Origin of the sequence: Dinghuibacter silviterrae (assembly GCF_004366355.1) — a bacterium.
Taxonomy (GTDB): Bacteria; Bacteroidota; Bacteroidia; order Chitinophagales; family Chitinophagaceae; genus Dinghuibacter; species Dinghuibacter silviterrae.
Genome location: NZ_SODV01000002.1, coordinates 1,756,409 through 1,778,229 on the forward strand (window position 1 = coordinate 1,756,409; position 21,821 = coordinate 1,778,229).

27 protein-coding genes are annotated in these 21,821 nt (G+C 53.3%); 21 read left to right on the forward strand and 6 right to left on the reverse strand.

Going from position 1 to position 21,821, the window contains the following annotated elements; all coding sequences use genetic code 11:
- Nucleotides 1–251: 251 nt before the first annotated feature.
- The 4 genes from EDB95_RS24360 to EDB95_RS24375 all read right to left on the reverse strand — a co-directional run bounded on the left by EDB95_RS24360 (nucleotide 252) and on the right by EDB95_RS24375 (nucleotide 4,198).
- Complete coding sequence (locus tag EDB95_RS24360) at nucleotides 252–737, reverse strand: hypothetical protein (protein ID WP_133998694.1); 486 nt, start codon at nucleotides 735–737, stop codon at nucleotides 252–254.
- On the reverse strand, nucleotides 734–1,930 hold the full coding sequence (locus EDB95_RS24365) for a FecR family protein (protein ID WP_133998697.1): 1,197 nt from the start codon (nucleotides 1,928–1,930) through the stop codon (nucleotides 734–736). The genes EDB95_RS24360 and EDB95_RS24365 overlap by 4 nt, the downstream gene beginning before the upstream one ends.
- 234 nt (nucleotides 1,931–2,164) lie before the next feature.
- The gene (locus EDB95_RS24370; RefSeq protein WP_133998700.1) at nucleotides 2,165–2,839 is read right to left on the reverse strand and encodes an RNA polymerase sigma factor; all 675 of its coding nucleotides are present in this window, start codon (nucleotides 2,837–2,839) and stop codon (nucleotides 2,165–2,167) included.
- Between the two features lie 420 nt (nucleotides 2,840–3,259).
- Nucleotides 3,260–4,198, reverse strand: a complete 939-nt coding sequence (locus EDB95_RS24375; RefSeq protein WP_133998702.1) for a hypothetical protein — start codon at nucleotides 4,196–4,198, stop codon at nucleotides 3,260–3,262.
- A gap of 417 nt (nucleotides 4,199–4,615) precedes the next feature.
- Between EDB95_RS24375 and EDB95_RS24380 the strand changes: the two genes are divergently transcribed.
- Both EDB95_RS24380 and EDB95_RS24385 read left to right on the forward strand, forming a co-directional pair.
- On the forward strand, nucleotides 4,616–4,915 hold the full coding sequence (locus EDB95_RS24380) for a hypothetical protein (RefSeq protein ID WP_162852774.1): 300 nt from the start codon (nucleotides 4,616–4,618) through the stop codon (nucleotides 4,913–4,915).
- A 183-nt stretch (nucleotides 4,916–5,098) separates the two neighbouring features.
- The gene (locus EDB95_RS24385) at nucleotides 5,099–5,959 is read left to right on the forward strand and encodes an RteC domain-containing protein (protein WP_133998708.1); all 861 of its coding nucleotides are present in this window, start codon (nucleotides 5,099–5,101) and stop codon (nucleotides 5,957–5,959) included.
- A 12-nt stretch (nucleotides 5,960–5,971) separates the two neighbouring features.
- Here the strand turns inward: EDB95_RS24385 and EDB95_RS24390 are convergent, their stop codons facing one another.
- Nucleotides 5,972–6,238 carry a hypothetical protein gene (locus EDB95_RS24390; RefSeq protein WP_133998711.1) on the reverse strand — a complete coding sequence of 89 codons (267 nt, stop codon included), beginning with the start codon at nucleotides 6,236–6,238 and terminating at the stop codon, nucleotides 5,972–5,974.
- A 67-nt stretch (nucleotides 6,239–6,305) separates the two neighbouring features.
- The gene (locus EDB95_RS27410) at nucleotides 6,306–6,554 is read right to left on the reverse strand and encodes a hypothetical protein (protein ID WP_162852775.1); all 249 of its coding nucleotides are present in this window, start codon (nucleotides 6,552–6,554) and stop codon (nucleotides 6,306–6,308) included.
- A 189-nt stretch (nucleotides 6,555–6,743) separates the two neighbouring features.
- Between EDB95_RS27410 and EDB95_RS24400 the strand changes: the two genes are divergently transcribed.
- The 19 genes from EDB95_RS24400 to EDB95_RS24485 all read left to right on the forward strand — a co-directional run bounded on the left by EDB95_RS24400 (nucleotide 6,744) and on the right by EDB95_RS24485 (nucleotide 21,787).
- A complete protein-coding gene (locus tag EDB95_RS24400) occupies nucleotides 6,744–7,307 on the forward strand; it encodes a hypothetical protein (protein WP_133998716.1) in 564 nt (187 codons plus the stop codon).
- Between the two features lie 97 nt (nucleotides 7,308–7,404).
- Entirely contained in the window at nucleotides 7,405–7,743 is a 339-nt protein-coding gene (locus EDB95_RS24405; protein WP_133998718.1) for a DUF4134 domain-containing protein, read from the forward strand.
- A gap of 5 nt (nucleotides 7,744–7,748) precedes the next feature.
- Nucleotides 7,749–8,084: a DUF4133 domain-containing protein gene (locus EDB95_RS24410; protein WP_133998721.1), complete on the forward strand. Its 336-nt coding sequence runs from the start codon at nucleotides 7,749–7,751 to the stop codon at nucleotides 8,082–8,084.
- On the forward strand, nucleotides 8,071–9,429 hold the full coding sequence (locus EDB95_RS28080) for a TraG family conjugative transposon ATPase (RefSeq protein WP_262710560.1): 1,359 nt from the start codon (nucleotides 8,071–8,073) through the stop codon (nucleotides 9,427–9,429). Before EDB95_RS24410 ends, EDB95_RS28080 begins: the two co-directional genes overlap by 14 nt.
- A gap of 55 nt (nucleotides 9,430–9,484) precedes the next feature.
- Nucleotides 9,485–10,603 (forward strand): TraG family conjugative transposon ATPase, encoded by a 1,119-nt coding sequence (locus EDB95_RS28085; RefSeq protein WP_262710561.1) that lies wholly within the window; start codon nucleotides 9,485–9,487, stop codon nucleotides 10,601–10,603.
- A 10-nt stretch (nucleotides 10,604–10,613) separates the two neighbouring features.
- Nucleotides 10,614–11,291, forward strand: a complete 678-nt coding sequence (locus tag EDB95_RS24420) for a conjugal transfer protein TraI (protein WP_133998723.1) — start codon at nucleotides 10,614–10,616, stop codon at nucleotides 11,289–11,291.
- An 8-nt stretch (nucleotides 11,292–11,299) separates the two neighbouring features.
- Nucleotides 11,300–11,758, forward strand: coding sequence for a hypothetical protein (locus tag EDB95_RS24425; RefSeq protein WP_133998725.1), 459 nt, complete (start codon nucleotides 11,300–11,302; stop codon nucleotides 11,756–11,758).
- Nucleotides 11,759–11,787: 29 nt separating this feature from the next.
- Complete coding sequence (locus EDB95_RS24430; protein WP_133998728.1) at nucleotides 11,788–12,663, forward strand: hypothetical protein; 876 nt, start codon at nucleotides 11,788–11,790, stop codon at nucleotides 12,661–12,663.
- A 35-nt stretch (nucleotides 12,664–12,698) separates the two neighbouring features.
- Nucleotides 12,699–13,562: a hypothetical protein gene (locus tag EDB95_RS24435; RefSeq protein WP_133998731.1), complete on the forward strand. Its 864-nt coding sequence runs from the start codon at nucleotides 12,699–12,701 to the stop codon at nucleotides 13,560–13,562.
- Entirely contained in the window at nucleotides 13,559–14,023 is a 465-nt protein-coding gene (locus EDB95_RS24440; protein ID WP_133998733.1) for a hypothetical protein, read from the forward strand. The genes EDB95_RS24435 and EDB95_RS24440 overlap by 4 nt, the downstream gene beginning before the upstream one ends.
- Nucleotides 14,020–14,649, forward strand: coding sequence for a hypothetical protein (locus EDB95_RS24445; protein WP_133998736.1), 630 nt, complete (start codon nucleotides 14,020–14,022; stop codon nucleotides 14,647–14,649). Before EDB95_RS24440 ends, EDB95_RS24445 begins: the two co-directional genes overlap by 4 nt.
- A gap of 2 nt (nucleotides 14,650–14,651) precedes the next feature.
- Nucleotides 14,652–15,284, forward strand: a complete 633-nt coding sequence (locus EDB95_RS24450) for a TerB family tellurite resistance protein (RefSeq protein WP_133998739.1) — start codon at nucleotides 14,652–14,654, stop codon at nucleotides 15,282–15,284.
- A 4-nt stretch (nucleotides 15,285–15,288) separates the two neighbouring features.
- Nucleotides 15,289–16,509, forward strand: coding sequence for a conjugative transposon protein TraJ (gene traJ / locus EDB95_RS24455; RefSeq protein WP_162852776.1), 1,221 nt, complete (start codon nucleotides 15,289–15,291; stop codon nucleotides 16,507–16,509).
- 9 nt (nucleotides 16,510–16,518) lie between these two features.
- Nucleotides 16,519–17,139 carry a conjugative transposon protein TraK gene (traK, locus tag EDB95_RS24460; RefSeq protein WP_133998744.1) on the forward strand — a complete coding sequence of 207 codons (621 nt, stop codon included), beginning with the start codon at nucleotides 16,519–16,521 and terminating at the stop codon, nucleotides 17,137–17,139.
- A gap of 2 nt (nucleotides 17,140–17,141) precedes the next feature.
- Nucleotides 17,142–17,486 carry a hypothetical protein gene (locus EDB95_RS24465; RefSeq protein ID WP_133998747.1) on the forward strand — a complete coding sequence of 115 codons (345 nt, stop codon included), beginning with the start codon at nucleotides 17,142–17,144 and terminating at the stop codon, nucleotides 17,484–17,486.
- A gap of 10 nt (nucleotides 17,487–17,496) precedes the next feature.
- Nucleotides 17,497–18,762, forward strand: a complete 1,266-nt coding sequence (gene traM, locus EDB95_RS24470; RefSeq protein WP_133998750.1) for a conjugative transposon protein TraM — start codon at nucleotides 17,497–17,499, stop codon at nucleotides 18,760–18,762.
- A 28-nt stretch (nucleotides 18,763–18,790) separates the two neighbouring features.
- Entirely contained in the window at nucleotides 18,791–19,630 is an 840-nt protein-coding gene (gene traN, locus EDB95_RS24475) for a conjugative transposon protein TraN (RefSeq protein WP_133998753.1), read from the forward strand.
- 9 nt (nucleotides 19,631–19,639) lie between these two features.
- On the forward strand, nucleotides 19,640–20,743 hold the full coding sequence (locus EDB95_RS24480) for a hypothetical protein (RefSeq protein WP_133998756.1): 1,104 nt from the start codon (nucleotides 19,640–19,642) through the stop codon (nucleotides 20,741–20,743).
- Nucleotides 20,744–20,788: 45 nt separating this feature from the next.
- On the forward strand, nucleotides 20,789–21,787 hold the full coding sequence (locus EDB95_RS24485) for a PDDEXK nuclease domain-containing protein (protein ID WP_133998758.1): 999 nt from the start codon (nucleotides 20,789–20,791) through the stop codon (nucleotides 21,785–21,787).
- The last annotated feature ends 34 nt before the right edge of the window (nucleotides 21,788–21,821 follow it).

The window sequence follows — 21,821 nt, forward strand, 5'->3', positions numbered from 1 at the left end:
CCGATCATGAAAAGCGCCTAGTCAACAACTGTTAACCTGGTTTGGGCTATTCATTTGTTAGCTGCCGCCGGCAGGCAAAGGTTTTTTCATGATTGCAACGCGACGGTTCAATGGTTCGGATAGAGGCTAATGATGCTGTGTCAGCGGGGAACGTAGATACATCCCCCGGGACAACAGCGACATGAGAAAAGACTAAAACCATTTATACAAAACCGGGATCAAAGGTCTACAACCTGACGTCACCGGATGTATTATAAAGCGTTTGTTTTCCTGGGGCTGCGGGCAACGATAGTCTCACTATTCAGGCTGATCGAAAAGTGAGCACGTTCAGTCATTGCCATTTCATCCTCCTGGTCTGTTCCTATCGACCACCGGATAATGCCCTCTATCCAATGACATTTATTGGCCGGGATGCGGACCTTTTGACGAACGACCAATCGCTTACAGCTTTCCCTTTTTTCCTGAAGATGGCCGGCCAACGGCTTGCCTTCATAGGAAAGTAGCATACTCTCCCTGAACTGTACGTCCACATCAAAGAATTTACGCTGTGCCGTCCATTCTTCTGCTTCAATTCCGGAGATCGTAGCAATCAGCCTGACCTCGAAAATGTCCTCTGACAGGTGCTTGACGATGTAAGCCCATTCCACACCGATAAGATCGTCCCTGATCGGTTTTTGAATAAGGCCCCACCGGATCACCGGGGCTTGCATAGGAAAAGGTTGGTTTATTGTCATCATGGCATTATTACGATTGTCCGGTCCACTAGCTTGCAATGGATGCCGACGAGATTGATCATGTGGATCAGGTGACTCAGGTTCTCATTCCGGGGAGCGTTGCCTATGATCCTTTGCGTAAAATCAATATTGCCCTCATATCGGACATCCACGTCATACCAGCGTGCCACCGCTCTTAGCTGCTCATGTAGGTCCTGGCTTTTAAAATAGAAAAGGCCGTCCCTCCAGGCGGTAGCTTCACGGGTATCCTCCGGGGCTGTTATCGTCAAGCTGCCCGGCAATGCGTCGGCCTGCTGACCCGGTATCAACACTTTGCCTTTTCCTTCGGAGACCACCCTGACGGAGCCGGCCACCAGGGTCATACGGACACGTGCCCCTTCATCCGCATACGCATTGACGTTAAATTCAGTGCCCAGGTCGTGGATGGACATGCCCCCCGCATGAACGATAAATGTCTGCGATCGGTGAGCTACGGCGAAATATGCCTGTCCCGTCAGCTCCACCTCGCGGGTGGATCCCGTGAAATTAACCGGATAGCGCAAAGAGGAGGCCGCATCCAGCCATACCTTCGTCCCATCGGATAGCTGCAAAACATATTGGCAGGCGCGAGGGGTCGAGACGGTGTTGTACAGGACCGGTTCATTTGCGGAACCTTTGCTTTCATAAGCCAGCAGGCCGCCCGGTTGACTGGTTAGCCGGGCGGCGCCCTGCGAAAGGTTGAGGCTGGCCTGACTGCTGAGGGTTACAGAGGAGCCATTTGAAAGGGTTAAGATTGCCCGGTTGCTTCCCGGTGGAATGTCCCGGACCTGTGCAACAGGAGTGGGAACAGGAGTATGTACCACTCCCCGAATGTCCCGGAAGACAAGGAAAAAAATAACTGCCGCTGCCGCTGCGCCGGAAAGGTACCAGGCGATGGTCGGTATCCTCTGGGGAGCCGGTTCGATGCGGCGCATCATATTGCGAAAGGATGTATGGGTTGAATTTTCTGAGCGACGCAGGCGGATGAGCTGCTGCCGGAGCTTTGCCGGGTCCTTCAACCGATCAAAAGCCTCCCGGTCTTCCGGATGAGATTGCATCCACTCTTCCAACAAAGCCAGCAGCTCGTCATCAGCGGACGTATTATTTAACTGGTTAAGAACCAGTTCTTTCATGCTATCGGCCGCCTCTTCTTTCGTATGGATCTTTTTCCTTGTCATGTCGATGGTGGCATCTCCGTATTTATACGGAGATTTCTATTAGAACAGTAAAAAGAATGATTTTGTGACCGGTCGACCCGTTTTTTTTTGAAAGTTTAGAAAATGATCACAATGGCAGGAGAATGGGGAAACGCTTTCCAAATGCTGTGTTTCTTCATATAGGGACACGATGGGACTTCCCTCGCACTTGAAGGACAAACAGTGCCTGAAAAATAAAAAATAAGGATAATCAGGCTAGTGGATATGGTTCGTGAAAGACAGGCCCTCGCTGCAGCCGAGGAGCACCAGCATGGGAATTGCAAGAGCTTGCTGGTTGAGGTTCTTCCTGAGCGAGGCAATACCGCGCTGTTTGCGTTTACGGACAATAGCCTCTGTAATATTGAGCTGGCTGGCTATAGCTTTGGGATCATAGCCCTCCAGCAGCAGCTCGATCACCGACCGGTTTTCTTTGCTCAGGGCCTTGATAGCCTTTTCGATCGCCACCAACGATTCGTTGTAGGTGATCGCTCCGTCATGCTCCAGGTATTCCAGGTGCTCCTGGAGCTTTTTCTCTTTATTAGCTAGTCTGAGATGATCAATGGCGCGGGATTTTACTGTCTTATAGAGATAATCCTTAAACTGGTTTTCATTCTCGAAGGTCAGATTCTCCCTGCGTTGCCATATTTGCATGAAAGCCTCACTGACAATATCTTCAGATAACAGGTCGTCCTCTACAAAATCATTGGCGTAAATAATCATCCTGGGAGAAAGCGAATAGAACAGCTCCTTAAAGGTATCATACGTCAACCGGTTGTTTTCCTCGAATGGTTTTGCCTTTCTATGTTTTGCCAGTGTCGCCATGATCGGTTTATACGCTTGGTTTTGGCTATACTGGTGGCTTTGTCCCGGCGCATTTTCATGCAGCCGCATTCAAGCTAGAACGTTTCAAAGGCACAAAAACACCAGAAAAGCAGTTTTTATTTGTCCTCGTTTTGATAACAACCAGGTGCAGGATAGGTTCATTGACAATAGCCTTGTGGCTCAATAAGGCCGGAAAAGCTCCCGAGCCAATATTACGTATTTCCACGTAAGTCTTAATGCGGAGATTTTCCATTTAACAAATGGTTAAAGAGTGTGTAAAAAGGTTGTAGGTTTTCTATTACATTGAAAAAAACTTTAGAATTTATATAGTTCTGGTGTAGTAATGAAATATAAGTGATCGCAAAACCCGGCAAGAAAAAGCCCACTGCGAAAGCAGCGGGCCGAATCAAACCCGCAATGGGTTTGTGAAACCTTACAAATACTAACGCTTACCTATAAGAAACTGGATCAATAAATATGCTCTCCAGGTCAAACAGCTTTCTTTACCTGGGTTTCCGCCGGAAACGTGAATCTCCCGCCGGGGCCATTGGAACTTTTCGGGGTTGCTGTGACAACAGCCAACAGGTTTTCCAACCATCGCTGGATCTTTTCCCGCTCACGGGGCGACGTTTCATTCAAACCGATCTGTACCTGATTGACCTTCGGCGTTTTTTCATTGCTGGATTGCCGGCATTCAAAAAGAGCGGCCGCAGTATCAGCCAGCCTTTTCTCCACCACTTTGCCCAGGAATTTCCCTTCTTTGAGTACGGCGATGGCCATCCCTATTTCTTTATAGGTACACTTGACCGGTAGTTTGAACCGGATCAGGCCGCGTGTGGCGCATAACTCATCCAGCCATTCCAGGTATTGCGCTTCAAAATCCGACCGGCGTGGCTTTGACTTGACACCGGATAAGGCCCGTACTAACTGCCGGTAGCCGATGATCCCTTGCAAAAGCCGGATCTCCGCTTCCCTGTTCGCGGTAGATTCCAACAAACGGGTAGTATCCTGTTGCAGGAAATGAAGAATGTCGATGCTCTCGATCCTCGCCTGAAAGTACATGCTTGCTGGCGCGGGTAAACCAAATGGCTTTTTGAGGTTGAGGTAGTTCTCCTGTTTCATCGGTCGCAGGCGGGCCTGGAGCGTAGTAATATGGGCGATCAGTTCCGCCAGCCGGGTGATCAGCACGGTTTTCCTGTCGCTATGTCTTTGGGGGCTGACGCGATCCATGAGGCGGCTGATCTCCTGGTCATACATTTCCAGCCAGGACACTTTGAACGGCTCAGGCCATTCGGGGGTGTCAAGGACGTGTACCCAGGCAGCAAGAATCCGTTTGTTCTCCGCCCGCAATCTACTTTCCAGCGTTTGAACAGTCAACGCCTTGTAATTACTGATCGTTTCGGCCCATAACCGCAGTTCGTATTCCATTTGTTGCTCGATAAAATGTGGTAGTAATCTCCGGCTGCGAAACAGGCCATGCCTTTCCTATACCCGTCCGCAATCAGGTACACAAATAGACTTAACAGTTCACATGCCTACTATTAAAACACACAGGGCGTTCCCTGTAACCTATTGCGACAAACATTTTTGTCGAGAAGGGTGCGCCACCTTTCTTTTTAAATACTGAAAGAATAAAGCCAAGAGAGTGACCCATTAAAATTGGCTGTCTTTAGTTATTCATCGCATAAACCCACTGGAAATAGCAATGATGTTACACAAGTGATCAGTTTGCAATTTTTCGAATGTTCGTATAGGTTATTTCGCTTTGCTCGATTGTTTTAATTGTAAATGACAAAGTATTAAATCTTATCAATCCCATTTTTCACAAACCAATCCTAGTTCGATATGAAATTTTCCGAAAAAACCATAACCAGGATAAAACGACACCCCCTGGACGCGTATTGGAGTGCCTTTCGTACAAGCCTTGAAAACGGGAGTTTTCGTACCATGAAGCAGCTTGGCACTATAATCCCCATTACACAATTGACGATCATCATGCGGTTGAACTACAACACGCTTGCCAAGCGTCTCCTCGATCCCAGCCGGTTCACGGTCTCCGATCTGAAACGACTGGCTCATGCATCCAAAGTGAAACCCGAGGAACTGCTGAAATTCATCCTGAAAGAGACCAGCCAAAAACCATAGCTGGCACCTCTTTTATATCTTTTGGCCTAACACTCCCTGCAAAAAGTACCACCATACATATGTACTTTAGATAAGTAGTTTTACTCCCATAATCCTACCCGATTTTTCCATTTTGCCGGCTGATCCGTCCATGCATTGCTGTGGGTAGTTCCCTTCAAGGAATTTGTGCTACAAATCGTTTGTATGCACAACACCTACAGCAATCGGCCTGCCCTATGGGAGCAGTTGGTGACGCAGACGGAAACCCGAATCAACGAATCCAGCGTCCACATAGCTGATCCCATTACCTTTTGCAAGGATATAGAGGACACCTGCCGGGAGAACAGTGGCAGGGCCCTTGAATCCATCCAGGGATACAGTTTTGAGAATAGCCAGCAGGAAGTGTCCTTTTTCAGGGATACGATCGGCTATTTTCGCAGCCGCTATATTTTTGCCTCGCAGGTGTACACCCTGGAGGTGGGGCGTCCTATCAGCAATAAGCAGACGATTGCGGCTTACCTGACCGATGCCATGCACCGGGAGGCAGCCCTGGCAACCGAACAGGATTTTATTTATCGTTATCTCCGAAGCCGGTCAACTTACCTGGATGACCGCATTTTCGTTCGCCCCGAACAAGCTCCCCTTACTCCCACCCATTTCCTGTCTCCTCCGCCCATCACTGACATGGCGATGACCTTCGGGTATACGCTGTCCAGAATCGTGGCCGGCGATCTTTTACAGCAATACCTCCAGGACACCCTTTCCGAAACACAAAGCTCCGTGGATGGAAAACTGGCGCCGCGACTGCGCTGGACAGACTCCAAAACAGGCCTGATCGAGCTGGCCTATGCCCTGCAATCCCAGGGCGTATTCAACGATGGGAAAGCCGACCTGAAAGACATCATGGAAACCCTTCAGGTGGCCTTTCATGTCAACCTGGGCAACTACCTGAAAACGTTCCAGGAGATCCTTTCCCGCAAAACAGGCTACACCAATTACATTGATAGACTTAGGGACAAGCTATTGCTGCGCATTAAGCGGATCGAGGAAAGACATGATAAGTAGCCTTTCTTAATTCTACATCACGGGAATGATCCTCAATTTGGCCGGCCCCTCTTGACCGGGTAGAAAATCAGCGCCGAACCCACCCGCCTTTTTATATTGTTCCAAAGCCTGCTCCCTGGGTATAAGCGTAATATCCCGGTTGTCGCCTGCCACCCCTGAGAAATGAAATCCACGCCAGGCTTCCAGCAAGCCGTTTTCGAATTCCAGTAAAATCACAAAGTAGCGGGCTGCGCTTCCAGTAATACAAGCCTGGGCATCCTCTCGCTCAATGGTGACCATAAGAAGGATTTAGTCCGGAAAGTTCGTGAAATTTTCGGATTGGATAGTGTATTGCCTGTCTTTGTATTTAAACGGGCAGTAAAGGGATTATGAAAATCTTGCCGCCGTCCTCCACTGAAATGCAAACATAAGGCAGCTTGGATTCCATTATGACAATATCATGCTGTTGCTCCGTTTCATCTTCCTCAGTTATAATATCAATTTGAAACTGCCTGCTCTCACGTACTATCTCGTCCGGAAGATCATGTTCCAGCTTTAGCCCGTTGTCAGAAAGATGCTTACGAAGTTTCGCAATGGTGGGGATAGATATGCTCATTTGACCTTTAATTAGGTGGAAAATAGGAAATGAATCATTCACAAACCACCGTGAAAAAACCCTTTTATAAATTGCATCAACCTGCCAGAAATCTTTCGACACCTTTCGAAACTGTGAGAAGCCGCCTTCCTGGGAGGCCATCTTTGCTGTACAACGTTCAACCATTCATCACAGCAAAAAACACAAGATATGTACAACGGTCTCCCTTCCCCCCACCTGGCCCTGGCAATCCTGGGAGCCTGCCTGCTTTATTTCCTGATCATATTCCTGGCCTACCGGAAGCGATTCTTTAGCCTCTTTTCCAGCAATGTACTTCCGGCAGGGCCGGGTACCCTCCGCGTCGCCGGCGATGTAGATCTGCCTCCCCTTATAGATAAGCCGGCCGATCACCCAACCGCACAGGCCGATCTGCCCGATGACGGCGACGAGCCGGATGAACCTTACCTGTTCGATCTGCCCGAGGACGAGGACATCCTGCTCAAAGAAGCGGAGAAAGTTGTCGAAGAGATCCAGGAAACGGTAAACGAGATCGTCACCCGGCACGAGTCCCCGGGAACCATCGCTCTGCATCCGATCAGTCCCGAGGAAGTCTTTACGGCCGTTCGGATAATCGTACAGCAGTACCCTCTGTTCAGGAACACCGAGTATTTCGAGGCCATCAACAACTTTGTCGCCATTACCGTCCGCCGTGATTGCAACCTTACGCTGACCGCCGACGACCTGGCGGCCCTGTGGGAGGTCCCCGCGGCCTGATCCTTTCATCGTGTCTATAAATTAACGGTAACGTATACCCGTATTAAGTTCCACCCCCAACTCCACCCACTTTTTTAACCTGATTTAATTCCTTCTTATGTGCTCCCTCCCATCGAGGAAAAGGCCCGCCTTTGCCTCTGCAACCCTCTTGTCCCTTCTCATCACCCTCCCCGCGATTGCCGTCCATGCACAAAATGCAGACGGCAACGCCGGAATCAACCAGGCCACCAGCATGGTCAAAGGGTATTTCGCCACCGGTATCAATCTGCTGTATGCCATTGGCGCCGTAGTTGGCCTGGTGGGCGCCGTGAAAGTCTACAACGCCTGGAACTCCGGTGAACAGAACACGAACAAGCTCGCCGCCGGGTGGTTTGGCTCGTGCATTTTTTTGGTCGTGGTCGCCACGGTTTTGAAAAGTTTCTACGGTATTCAATAACCATCATGGCTACCGTCTACGACATCAACAAAGGCATCAACCGCAGCATCGAGTTTAAAGGCATTCGCGCCCAGTACATCGTATACCTCGCGGTGGGCATGGTCATCCTGCTGCTGCTCTTTGCGATCCTGTACATGACCGGTGTCAACATCTATATCTGCCTGGCGATCGTGGTACCCGGCGGCGGGGGCCTGGTCCTGGTCATTCAAACTATGTCCAAAAAATACGGGGAACACGGCCTGGCCAAACAAATGGCCAGCAGACAACTGCCCCGTGCGATCCGGACCCGCTCCCGCCGCCTTTTTATCAATCTAAAAGATTCAACCCATGCGCACCAATAAGTACCTCGATCATATCATGCCCATCTACAAAGTAGAACAGGACTGTATTCTTTCCCGGCAGGGAGACATGACCCTCGCCTTTGAAGTGACCCTGCCGGAAATCTTCACCCTCTCCGGGGATGACTTTGAAGCGCTGCACCAGGCCTGGATCAAGGCGATCCGGCTGCTGCCCGATCACAGCATAGTCCACAAACAGGATTGGTTTGTAGAAAGCCGCTACCACGCCGAATTTGACAAAGGGGACCCCACCTTTCTGGCCCGCGCCAGCGAACGGTTCTTTAACGAACGGCCGTACCTGGACCACCAGTGCTATCTGTTTCTCACCAAACGACCGGACAAGCGGCGCCCCGCCAGTTTTCTGAACAGCGGACTGTTCAGGAACTCGCTGGCGCCCCTCCAGACGCTCGATCCAAAGGTTCGCGAGAACTTTCTCGATAAGGCAGGACAGTTCGTACGTGTGTTGAAAGATTCTGGTTACCTGGAGCTGCGGTCCATTCCCACCGACGAGCTGGTAAGCCACCCGGATCGTCCAGGCCTGCTGGAACGATATTGTTACTTGCTCCATCCGCAGCAGCAGCCCGTGATCAGGGACTTGGAGATCGGCCCGGACCTGCGGGTAGGGGACCAGTATTGCCAGCTCTTTACCCTGGCCGATGTGGAGGACCTGCCCGGCCTGTGTGGCCCGCGCATCAATTACGACAAGTATTCCACAGACAAAAGCAAGTTCTCCATTGGGTTTGCTGCGCCGCTGGGACAAATGCTTTCCTGCAATCACCTGTATAACCAGTACATCGTCGTGGACGACGCCCGGGCCACCCTAAAAAAAATGGAAGCCAAACGGCTCCGGCTGCAATCCCTTTCCTCGTATTCCCGCGAGAACGGCATCAGCCGCGACGCCACCAACGCCTTTCTCAATGAAGCAATCAGCCAGCAGCGCCTTCCGGTTAAGGCTCATTTTAATATACTCTCCTGGACCGACAAACCCGATCGCCGGGCAGACGTTCGCAATGCCGTATCCGCCGCCCTAGCCCAGATGGACGCCCGCGCCCACCAGGAGACCGCCAGCATCGCGCAGCTTTTTTGGGCCGGGATGCCGGGCAATGCGGGCGACCTTCCGCTACAGGAGACCTTCGACACCTTTGCGGAACAAGCATCCTGTTTTCTGAATGTAGAGACAAACTACCGCAGCTCTGTGTCTCCGGTAGGTATGCGCCTGGGGGAAAGGATCAGCGGTTTGCCAGTCCACGCAGACCTGTCAGATGAGCCGGTAACGAGGGGTATTTGTAGCAACAGAAATAAATTCATATTAGGCCCAAGCGGTGCGTACCGGGCCATTTTTAATTAAGTGGCCCGGTACGCACCTCAACCCTGGCTCAGGCAAAAGTTTCTTTACCAATGCGATGCTGCGCAGTTATGTCGAACAAGGTGCCCATGCCGTGATCATCGACGTGGGACACAGCTACCGCGGTCTTTGTGAATTACTCGACGGGTACTACTTCACGTACACCGAGGAAAACCCCATCAAGTTCAATCCTTTCTACCTGGGCGATGAGACCCTGGACACCGAAAAACGGGAAAGCATCAAGGTCCTGATCCTGGCCCTGTGGAAAAAGGACGATGAAAATTACAGCCGCGCTGAATATGTTTCCTTATCCAACGCCATCCAGGCCTACTTCGATCACCTGGCTGGCAGCCCCGAGGTGTTTCCCTGCTTCGATACTTTCTACGAATACACGCGCGATGTATTCGCCCACCAGCTCCGCGAGCAGGGTATCAAGGACAAAGACTTCGACATAGACAGCTTCCTGTACGTGCTAAAACCTTACTACAAAGACGGCGAATTTGGCTACCTGCTCAATGCCCGGGAGAATCTGGACCTTATGAACCAACGGTTCTGCGTTTTCGAAATTGACGCGATCAAGGATAGTCCGACAATTTTTCCCACGACGACAATTGTCATCATGTCCCTGTTTATTTCCAAGATGCGGAAGTTAAAGGGTATCCGAAAGATCATCCTCATAGAGGAGGCATGGAAGGCGATCATGCGGCAAGGCATGGCCGAGTACATCAAATATTTGTTCAAGACGGTGCGCAAGTTTTACGGGGAGGCCATTGTCGTGACGCAAGAGGTGGAGGATATTATTTCGTCGCCCGTCATCAAACAAGCGATCATCAATAATGCGGATTGTAAGATCCTCCTGGACCAATCCAAATTTCAAAACAAATTCCACGAGATCCAGCAGCTCCTGGGGTTGTCCGACAAAGAAAAAGCCCTGGTGCTCTCGATCAATAAGGCCAACGACCCTAAGCGAAAGTACAAAGAGGTTTTTATCTCCCTGGGCGGGATCATTAGCAAGGTCTACCGAACGGAGGTCAGCCCGGAAGAATACCTGGCCTATACCACCGAGGAAAAGGAAAAGATGAAAGTGCAGGCCTTTGCCAAAAAATACGGGAGCATGAAACGGGGTATTGCCATGCTGGTACGCCAGCAGGCTGAGCCCACAGAACCCATTACTTAAAAAAATAGCCATGAACCGATACAAAAAATGGAGTGTCTTTATCCTGCTCATAGGGCTCGCCCTGGCGCCCACCCAACGCAGCCAGGCGCAGATCGACATCATTGGCGATGCCCTGAAGGCCATCATCAAGGCCATCGACCTGAAGGTGCAGCAGCTACAGAACGCCACTATTGACCTACAGAACGCACAGAAGGCTGTCGAGAATGAATTGTCCAAGCTGCAACTGGGGCAGATCGGGGACTGGGAACAGCAGTTCAAAGACCTGTATGGCCAATACTTCGATGAGTTGTGGAAAGTCAAAACCGTCATTTCCTACCTCCGACAGGTGACCGGCATCATTGCACAGCAGCAGGAGCTGATGCGCGAGTATAAACAGGATTGGGCGCTGATCCAGCAAGACCCACATTTCAGCACCGCGGAGCTGTCCCATATCCACGATCTCTATTCTGGCGTCGTTGGGCAGAGCGTCAAAAGCCTCGACCAGATCCTGCTGATCCTGCAAAGTTTCAGTTTACAAATGTCCGATGCCGACCGGATGAAGATCATCGCCGGCGCCAGCAACGACATATCCCGGCAAACCAGCGACCTGCGGCAATTCAGCAACCGCAATATCCAGCTCAGCCTGCAACGCGCCAAAGACGCAGACGACCTCAACACGATCTCCTCACTGTACGGTATAACTCAATAACTATCCTTATGAGCCTTTTTGCACGCATACTGGACGTTCACCAGGATTGGGTCATCGCCAAACACTATGACGAGGTTTCCCTTTCTTCACCCGAACCGAAAGGCGCCTTCATGAAACGGCTGACGGAGGCCTTCCAGGAAGTGGTCAACGATGCGTTTATGTCCAGTGGGCTGATGGACCTGTCCGTTCCTACCACAGGCTACTTTGGCGCGGACAAAGACCCCGTCCATTACAAATTCAATTTCGAATACGATCCCAATGGCCTGAAACTACACCTGTGCAGCCTGGAAGCCCGCATGCAGGGAGAGCCGCAAGTCTATATGATCCCCAAGGACCAGTACCGGGCGTTGCCCGACGCGCAAACCGTATATCAGCGCCTTCACCTGGTGGAAAAGAAAAACCTGCCGCAGGCCTTGCAGGCAAGACCATCGCCAGCTCCGGGCAAGGCCATACCCCGTCACCGATAATCCTAGTCATCACCCTTATCACCACCATTATGCCCACGTTTGACGAATTGATCGCTACCGAAATAGCCATGCTGAAATTCAAAGGATATTCAGAAAAAGGGCTGCACGCCTTCAGCAACCCCGGTGATTATCATCGCAGGCTGTCCGAGCTCGTGTCCACCACGATGGCATCCCTGCATAAGGATGATGAATTTAAACGCTTGTCTTTCCCGGTGTACGGGTATTTCCGGGATGACCAGGACGTTGTACGATTTTCATTCAAGTTCAAGGTCGGTCCCCGATACCCTTTCATTTACCAGGAAGAACTTTCCGCACGCCTGGGTGACATTGGTACGCAATATGACATTGCCGATCCATTCAAAAACCTAAAGCGGCCCACTGCCATCCATGAAGAGTTGTTGGGAAGGCAGCGCTTTATGCAGCAAATACAGCAATTCACCCGCTCAGTAAGGGACTACCCGGAACCGGCAGTGCGGGACGATCTTGACCAAATGGCCGCCGAACAGCGCGAAGCCCTTCAAAAAGCAGGCTATCTTCCTGTCTTTCCTTCCCCACAAACGGAACGCTTCGAACACCTGCTGCGTGAACAATTGCTGACAGGGATTGAACACCACCCAGACAAGCACCACCTTTTTGTCCTGCGCCTGGATCAAAAAAAATCCCCGACCGGGTACCCGCTCCGTGCCCGGTTTGCCTTTCGCTTTATACCTACTGAGATGACGCTGTCCCTGGAAGGCCTGCATGGGCAGACCGGCCCGCACATGAGAGCCTATTCATTTCCGGGAAATACTGACCCTCCTTCAGTATTCAACGTCAGCATGGACCTGCACTTGGACCGCGCAATGGAAAAAGCGCAACAGCTCGTCAACCGTCAACCACCAAAAGGCGGCCTGCGGCTTTCATAAAAAGCCGTCCGCCTCTCATTCAAAGCACGTCGATCATGACCCTTAATAAATTCGATCAGTTTGTACAAGATCAGGTACAGCGCCTGGCTGCGAGTGGATATGATGAACACACGCTCAAGGATTTCGTCCATCCGGGGGACTATGCGCAAGACCTCCGTGAACAAGCTGCCGACGCCATGATCCGTGCCCGTGGACTAAAAAAGGCCCAAACCTTCCGGCATATCCGCTGGGCCTTCCTACAGGACGATGTGGTACCTGTCCGTTTTCAGTTCTGTTACCGGATCAAGCCCGAAACATTCAGCCCAAATCTGGAAGCGTTGAATGCATGGGGACTTAACCGGGCTAATAGCTATTCCCTTCATCGTCCCGAGGACCTGCCCAATGCAGTAACAGCTTATCAAACCGTGGCGCCCGATGCCTCGAAGTACAACAAGGTTAGTGATCCCTTTATTACACGCCAGCCCGTGAGGGAGGTATTGGAAGAGATCATTGCCATGCAGTTTGAACTGTTGGAGAAAAAAGGCTTTCTAAATGACGAGCTGAAAAAGCCTTTTATGACGCAATTGCTCCAGCACTTCAAGATTGGTATGACCTTGCCGCCTGGTGAACCACATGCCTTTGTTGTAGCCATCAATGAACGGCCCAAAAGGCCATTATCCTTGAATACACAACTAGCGTATGTGTTCGCCCCTGATAACCTGGAACTGCAATTGCTGGCGCTCCGGTCCTTTAACAATGAGCATAACACGCTTTTTAAAATGGATGAAGGCATCCAGCTTCCCTACAGGACCGCCATGCAAAATACGCTGATGGCCGCCCGCCGGATCGAAGAAGCCCGCCACCTATTGGACGGACCGATAGACGGTCCTGCGGGAGGCATAAAACACTCACGAAAATGAACCTACGGCATGACCATAAGGCCATGTCCCTGGAGGATAACAAGGCATTGCTGCGAAACAATGGATTTGATTCGTCTTTGGTCGTGCAGCCTGCAAAGAGAAATATCCAGGAAAAACTACAAGTGAAATACGATCAAGTAGTGAAGGATGCTCATTTGTCCAAGCAACCGGAATCTTTTTACCTCAAGACAAAGGGCCGTTTCGGGCCTGGCAAGGACCCTCTGTTCTTCAATATGCACTTCAAGTATTACCCGGACCGTGCCTCACTGGAACTACGGACCATCCTGGTGAAGATGGGGGAGATCGGCAAGATCCTTTTCCTGACCCATCCCTCCGATATGAGAACCGTGCAGCAGTTCTATGAATGGGTTTCTGGAGAGAAAAAAATTAAAGCTGCCCGTGAGCTGACCCAACAGGAAGCCCGCCCGGTACCACCACTCAAAAACAGCAGAAAGCTATGAAACGAACATCCTCTTTCTATCGTCGTCTAACCGTCCTGCTCCTGGTGACAGGCCTGCTTTTATCAGGCGGAAGCCTCCGTGCCCAATCCTGGCAGACGGTCATGCTGGAGCAAATCGCCAAGTTCCAGCTATATCTCCATGATGTAGAAAAGGGCTATTCCATTGTCCAGAAAGGCTTACAGACCATTGGTGACCTGAAGAAAGGAGACCTCGATCTCCACCAGCTTTTCTTTAGCTCCCTCATGGACGTCAGCCCCGGCGTAAAAGCATACGGCAAAGCGGCCGATATGGTGGCCATGCAGGTCCAGATCGGCCAGCTCTACAGCCAGTACAGCAAACAGGCAGTCCTGCCCGGCCTGAACGCCACCGAATGGGCTTACCTGGTCAAGGTATTCAGTCAACAGGTAGAGCTCTCCGGCAAAGACATTGACGAGCTGACACAGATCATGCAGGATGGCGCCCTCCAGATGGATGATGCGCAGCGGATCGGGCAAATCGACAAGCTCTACGACGAAATGACAAAGCATTACCAGTTCGTCCGTTCCTTCTCCGACCATGTACAACAGCTCTCCCTGCAACGGCAATTCGACTTACAGGGCCTTCAAAACCTGGCAAAACAATACTGACCATGAAACACCTTCTTATCCTACTGCTCATACCCCTGGCGCTGGTGCTTCCCGTCCACCGCGCACAAGCCCAGGCGCAGGAACTCGAACAACTGGCCCTCGACCTGGAAAAGCTCAGCCAGCTCAAGAGCATCCTGAAAGAAATGTACACCGGCTACCAGATTCTCACCGGGGGCTACAACACGGTGAAAGACCTGGCTAAAGGGAATTTCAACCTCCATTCGGCCTACCTCAACAGCCTGCTGGCCGTCAGTCCCACGATCCGCCAATACGTACGGGTGGCGGATATTATCAGCGCCCAGGCGACGCTGATGGCCGAATGTAAATCCGCCCGCTCCACGTTTCAGGGTTCCGGGCAGTTCAGTGCCGATGAGCTGAACCACCTGGTCAGCGTGTACGGCAACCTGGTGGACAAGTCCCTGAACAACATTGACGAGCTGACCACCGTCCTCACGGACAACAGCCTGCGCATGAGCGACGCCGAGAGGCTGACCGCTATTGATCATATCTACGACGATATGCAACAGAAACTCAGCTTCCTGCGCAGCTTCAACAACCGGACCGGGACCCTGGCCGCCCAACGTGTCCACGGTATACAAGACAATGCTTCCCTTCAACAACTTTTTCAACCCTAGTACCATGACAAGGCAATTCCGTTTTTGGTTCTACCTGGCGCTATGCTGTCTATTGCCCGGCCTCCTGCACGCCCAAAGCGCCTCCAGCGGGATAGAGACGCTGCACCAGGTCCTTGAAGATACCCGTACACAGATGCAAACCATGTGTGCGGACCTGGTTACCCTTGCCCAGGCCCTGGCCGGCTTTGGCACCCTCTTCTATATTGGCTCCCGGGTGTGGAAGCACATCGCCCGGGGCGAGGGCGTCGATATGTACCCTTTGCTAAAACCCCTGGCCATCCTGCTTTGTATTGGAATTTTCCCCAAAGTCCTCGATGTCATTAACTCGATCATGAAGCCCACCGTCACTGCCACGGCAGCCCTTGCACAGCACGCCAACGACCATGTTCACAATCTACTGACGGCTCAAGCCGCTATGTTGGGTGGCGGTGCCACGTACCCGGCCCTGATCGTCCCCATGCCAGCCATGACGTCCGAGGACAACAAGTATACGCAGCCCGATAATACCGATAGCGGCGGCGGAGGAATCTGGTCGGCCATCGGCCAGGGCTTCAAGTTCATTGCCAGCGGCTGGATCTCCACGCTCCGGTATTGCTTCCGGCTGATGCTCTCCATCCTCCTGGAGATCCTGTACTATGCTGCCGCCCTATGTATCGACACGATCCGCACCTTTCACCTCATCGTGCTGGGCGTGTTAGGACCCTTTGCCTTCGCTTTTTCGTGCTACGATGGATTCCAGAACTCCCTGACCCATTGGCTAGCGCGTTACATTAATATTTACCTATGGCTGCCTATCTGTAACCTGTTCGGCGCCATCATGAGCACGATCCAGGCAAATATGTTGCAATTGGACCTGTCCCGGATCGACAGCGGCAGCCTGACCATCTTTTCTCCTACCGATATAGCGTACCTGATCTTCCTCGTGATGGGCGTGGTGGGCTATTTCACGGTACCCTCGATTGCCAATTATATCATCCATACACATGGCCCCAATCCGATCGCTGGCCGCATGTCCAGCATGACCGGGGCTGTGGTCAACACCGCCATCATGGCCGGGACCGGGATGCCGGGCGGCGCCGGGGGCATGGGTGCAGGCGGTCTTGCCGGAGGAAGCGGTGCCGCGGGCGGTGGCGGCGCTTCGGCCGCAGGTGGCTTTGCTGCCGGTGGCGCGGCTGACCAGTATAACCGCGACAAGATCAGCGGCAACTCTTCTTCTAACGCTTAACTATATCCCATGTTCCAGCAATTCAAGAACATCGACACCGCCTTCCGGCATATCCGGTCTTTCTCCGTGGCCTTCCTCCTGGTCACCCTGGCGTTGAACGCGTACCTGATCTACCGCACCACGGTGGTGCTCCAGGCGGGCCGGCAGAAAGTCTACCTGCTGGCCAACGGCAAGCTCCTGGACGCCGTGGCCGTGGACCGGGCCGATTATATCGCGGTCGAAATCCGCGACCACGTCAAAATGTTCCACCAATATTTCTATTCACTCGAACCCGACGAAAAGGTGAACGAGAAGCATATCACCGCCGCCTGCTACCTGGCCGACAGCAGCGCCGCCTATGAGTATAAGAACCTTTCCGACAACGGCTATTACTCCCGGATCCTGGAGGGCAATATTAGCCAGCAGGTGGAGGACCCGGACAGCATCAAGGTGGACGTCGACCACCTGCCGTTCACCTTCCTGTATTATGGTAAGCTCCGGATCGTACGGCCCACCAGCATCCTTACCCGCTCGCTCATCACCACCGGTACGATCCGGCATACCACGATCAGTGACAACAATCCCCATGGTTTCCTGATCGAGCACTGGAAAGTGCTGGACAACCGGGACCTCACCCTTGAAAAACGTTGACCATGCGCCTATTTAAAAAACGCCTGCCGCTTTTGCGTCCCCCGGTGAACAGCCGCTGGGAACCCCTGGTCCTTCACCTTAATCGTTGGATAGGCCCTTGCCTGAAAAGCTTTGCCGACCGTTGTAACCGCGTGGAGCGGCGCATGACCCTGCTGCAAAAAAAACTGGCCATGACGGCCTTCTGCCTGCTGGTCGGAGGATACTTCTCATACCTGCTCGTCAGTGCCTGGGACCCGCCCCCACCAACACCAACCACGGCCCCGCCGCCCACCGACTCCACCGTCCGAAAAGGTATGGCGCCCGTTCACCCCGATACTGCCCATGTAACAGATACCATTCACCGATAAAGACCATGTTATGCCCAACACATCCCCCGTCACGAAAAAGAAAAAGCTACAGATGATCCTGCTGATCTTTGGCATTCCCGTACTGATCTTCTCCCTGGTGTTCTTTTTACTGAACAAGCCCCACCCAACAACCACTGCCGCTACGACCGCACCGGTAAAAGGATTCAATACCAGCCTGCCCGCCCCGAACCTTCCCCAACAGACCAAGAACAAGCTGGAGCTTTTTATGGAAGCACAGCAGGATTCGCTGCGCCACCAGGCCGAGCTGGAAAGAGACCCCTATACCAAAAGCCAGGCATCCCTTTATAATCCCTTGCCCCCGTCAGCTCCGGCACCCCTGACCGGTTCCCTTCATCTATCCCCCCGGGCGCCCACGCTGGAAGATACCACCGAACGCAAGGTCAATGAACGGCTGAAAAGGTTGTACGCCGTGTTACAGACGTCCGGCGACCCGTCCAAAACAAGTACAGTGCTTACTGGTCCCTACCAGGGTACTGTACCCGAAACAGCTACGTCCTCCGACCGCTGGCAGCAGATGATGGCCAACCTGCAAAAAAAAGACACCGCCCCCGATACCCAGATGCAGCAGATCAACCAGGCCCTGGACAAGCTCCTGCAACTACAACACCCGACCACGCCGGTCCCGGTTAATCCCATTGGTAACAAGGTCGCCGCCCTCCCGGTGACGATCAACCGACTGGATACCGGGGCCGCCGCGGGCCAGGACGAGAACGGTCTCTATACAACCGTAGCCTACACCAATGGCTTTTACGGGCTGAGCGATCAGTCCGACACCCTGGCAGCGCCGCCCGATGCGATTGCCGCCGTCGTTCATGCCACCCAAACCATCTCCAGCGGGTCCATTGTAAAATTGCGGCTGCTCCAGGACATTTTTATCGGCCGGGAACGCATCCCCGCCAACAGCTTCATCTTCGGTCCCGCTACCATTGCCGGCGACCGCGTCAATATCCAACTGACCAATGCCGTCTATGATGGCCGCCTGTTCCCCATTGCACTACGGGTATACGACGCCGTGGATGGCCTGGAAGGGCTGTACGTACCAGGTGCGATCAACCGGGACGTGGTCAAGGAAGGAGTAGGGCAGGGGGTTTCCTCGATGGGGGTCACCAGCTTTGACCCCTCCCTGGGCGCACAGGCCGCTGCGGCCGGTATCGAGACCGCCCGTACGCTCCTGAGCCGCAAGATCCGGCTGGTACAGGTAACGCTCAAAGCCGGCCACCGTGCCCTGCTCAAAAACCCCGAAACCCTTCGCTGACATTTCATTCACCTTTCAATCATTTTATATGAAATCCATCGCCTGCCTGCTGGCCCTGATCGGGATCACGCCCTTGACAACGTTTGCCCAGGGCAACGACCTCAACCTGCCCCCTTTCACCCACGTCCCGCATTATCGCCTCTCTGTATCCTATAATACGACCACCGTCCTGGTCTTTGCCGCCCCCGTGCGCCCGGTGGACCGAGGGGACCGTGACCTGCTGGCACAGAAACAGCCCGGCACCGATAATGTCCTGAAGCTGAAAGCCGCCCGGCGTGGCTTCTCTGCCACCAACCTGCATGTGTTCACCGCGGACGGTCGCCTCTTTGCCTTCGACGTCACCTATACCGATAGTGCTGCAGCCACCTATGACCTTACCCACCTGGTCGTACCCCGCCAGCTACCCGGACAGGTCAGCCTGGAGGAGGCGCCGCTCAACACCTACGCTATGGATAGCCTGGCCACATCCGTCCGGTCGATGCCTGCATTTATAAAGGTCCGGGACCGGGCTTTCCGGATGCGGTTGCGCGTCGACGCATTGGCCGCCACCAGCGACCTGCTTTTCTTGCGGATGGAGGTGACCAACCGGTCCCGCCTCGATTATACCCCGGACTTTCTCCGGCTCTATATCCGTGACCGGGTGCAAGCCAAACGGAGTTCGCTCCAGGAACAGGAGCTGATCCCCCGGTACACGGACAGCCTGCTCACCATCCCGGGAAAGGACAGCCGCACCTGGGTCATGGCCATCCCCCGCATCACGATCCCGGACAAAAAGGAGTTCCGGGTAGAGCTATATGAAAAGAACGGCGGCCGATCCCTGTCCTTACGGATTCGTAACCGGCACCTTTACCGCGCACGCCCCCTTTAAACCATCCCCATGCCAGTCAATATGCCTGATAACCTGTCCAGGGACCGCATCATGAATGCCCTCCTGGACGAGTCCGAACAGGAGGCCCGCGTCCGCGTGCGGCAGCCCACTACCGGGGCAGCGGATAACCAGGCTGTGCAGCTACGCAGAGCCCAATACCAAAATATCCTTGACGGATATGTGAAAAAGAAAGACCTGACGGCCGATGAAAGCCGGTCCCTGCGTTTCGTTCGCGGACAGATCGGGGAAATGACCGCCAAATTGTATCCCACCACCTGGAACAAAATCCGCTACTGGAAACCGGTTAAATTTCTGGTCAACTGGATACGCGGCAGGGCCAGTAAGACCAATGCCTACAGCCGACAGATCGAGGCCGTGGGAAAACAGACAGCACAAGTAGAAAACGTAAAAGCCTTGCAGGAAACACTTCATAATCAAGGCTTTAATGTCAGTATGGAAGGCCCCTTGAGCAGATGGATCGCCCATGAGTTGCCCGCCTTCCACCTGGAATACTATGACCCGGATAACCGCAAGACCCAGTATACCCTGTTCTTTAAAAAGATCCCCGGCACCGATACCTATGCGTTCACCCAATACAATGCCGAGGCTCTGCGGTCGGCAGAGCAAAGCATGCGGGATCGGACTCCGCTGGTCCGTGAAGAGGTATCCATGCTGGAGACCAACCCCTATACCGCAAAGGAAGCCGAGAACCTGGTCCACCAACAGCCCGTTAGCCGGATGCAGGCCGGGCAAGAACGATGGGCCTGGCTCGATCAACACGGCCACCGGCAGCAGACAACGGTCAGCCTAGTGGCCAAGATGGCACAGTATCTCTTTGATGAACAGCAGATCCCCGTTAAATGGGAATCGCTCCTGGCAGCCTTACGCAGCGGGAATACGAAAGAGGCCACCTTGATCGGCCCCGACAAAAAGACCGAAAAGGTCACTGTCCAGTTTGACCCCATTCAGCAGGACCTCGTCTTTACCAACAAGGCCGGCCAGGCCATCCAGCCCCCAAAGAAACACCAACTGCCCGCCGCTACCATCCGGATGATGGAACAGGCTCTCTATGAAAAACCGGCCCAGCGAGTCAGCCAGGGCCGGGGCGTATGATCCGGGACGCACTGCGTCCCGCTTTACTCAACAATCGACAACGACATGGAAATCTCTTCCCTTTTAATACACGACATAAAAACCCTCTGGAGCGAGGCCCGCCGCCAGGCCTACACCCTGGTGAACCGGGCTTTGGTGGAAGCCTATTGGGCCATCGGTCGCCGGATCGTGGAGGAGGAGCAGCAAGGTGCCGATCGGGCGGCCTATGGCGCCTTTTTGCTGCGGGAGCTGGCCGTCCGGCTTTCCGGGGAATTGGGCAAGGGCCTGGACGAACGGGAGTTGCGCAAGATCAGGCAGTTTTACCTGTGTTTCCCGCAGCGGGACGCACTGCGTCCCGAATTGAGTTGGACGCACTACCGGCTCCTGCTCCGGGTACAAGACCCCGCAGCGCGCACCTACTATTGCCAGGAGGCCGCCGACTTGGGGTGGGGGACCCGCCACCTGGAACGGGAGATCCAGACCGGGGCCTATCAACGATTACTCGCCACCCGGCGACCCGGGGAAGCACTACCGGTTAACCGGGTATCACCCGTGACCACCCCCGGCGAGTTGATCAAGGACCCCTACGTATTGGACTTCCTGGGCGCCCTGCCTCCCACGGGCTACTCCGAAAGCGAGCTGGAAAGCGCGATCCTTGCCAATTTGCAGCAATTCCTGCTCGAACTAGGCAAAGGCTTCGCTTTTGTCGGGCGCCAGTACCCGATCCAGACGGATACCCGCCGCTTTTACATCGACCTGGTCTTTTACAACCATATCCTGCGATGCTTTGTTCTGCTGGACCTCAAGGTCAAGGAGCTGACCCACGCCGACATCGGTCAGATGGATATGTACGTGCGGATGTTCGACGACCTGAAAAAACAATCGGGCGACAACCCCACCGTAGGGATCATCCTTTGCGCCGATAAGGACGACACCCTGGTCCGCTACAGCGTGCTGGACGAGAACCGGCAGTTGTTCGCCTCCCGCTACCGACTCTACCTGCCCACCGAAGAAGAGCTGCGGCAGGAGCTTGAACGCGAACGGCAACGACTCTCCCATGATTAAACACCACTTAACCACATTCACCAAAATCAAACAC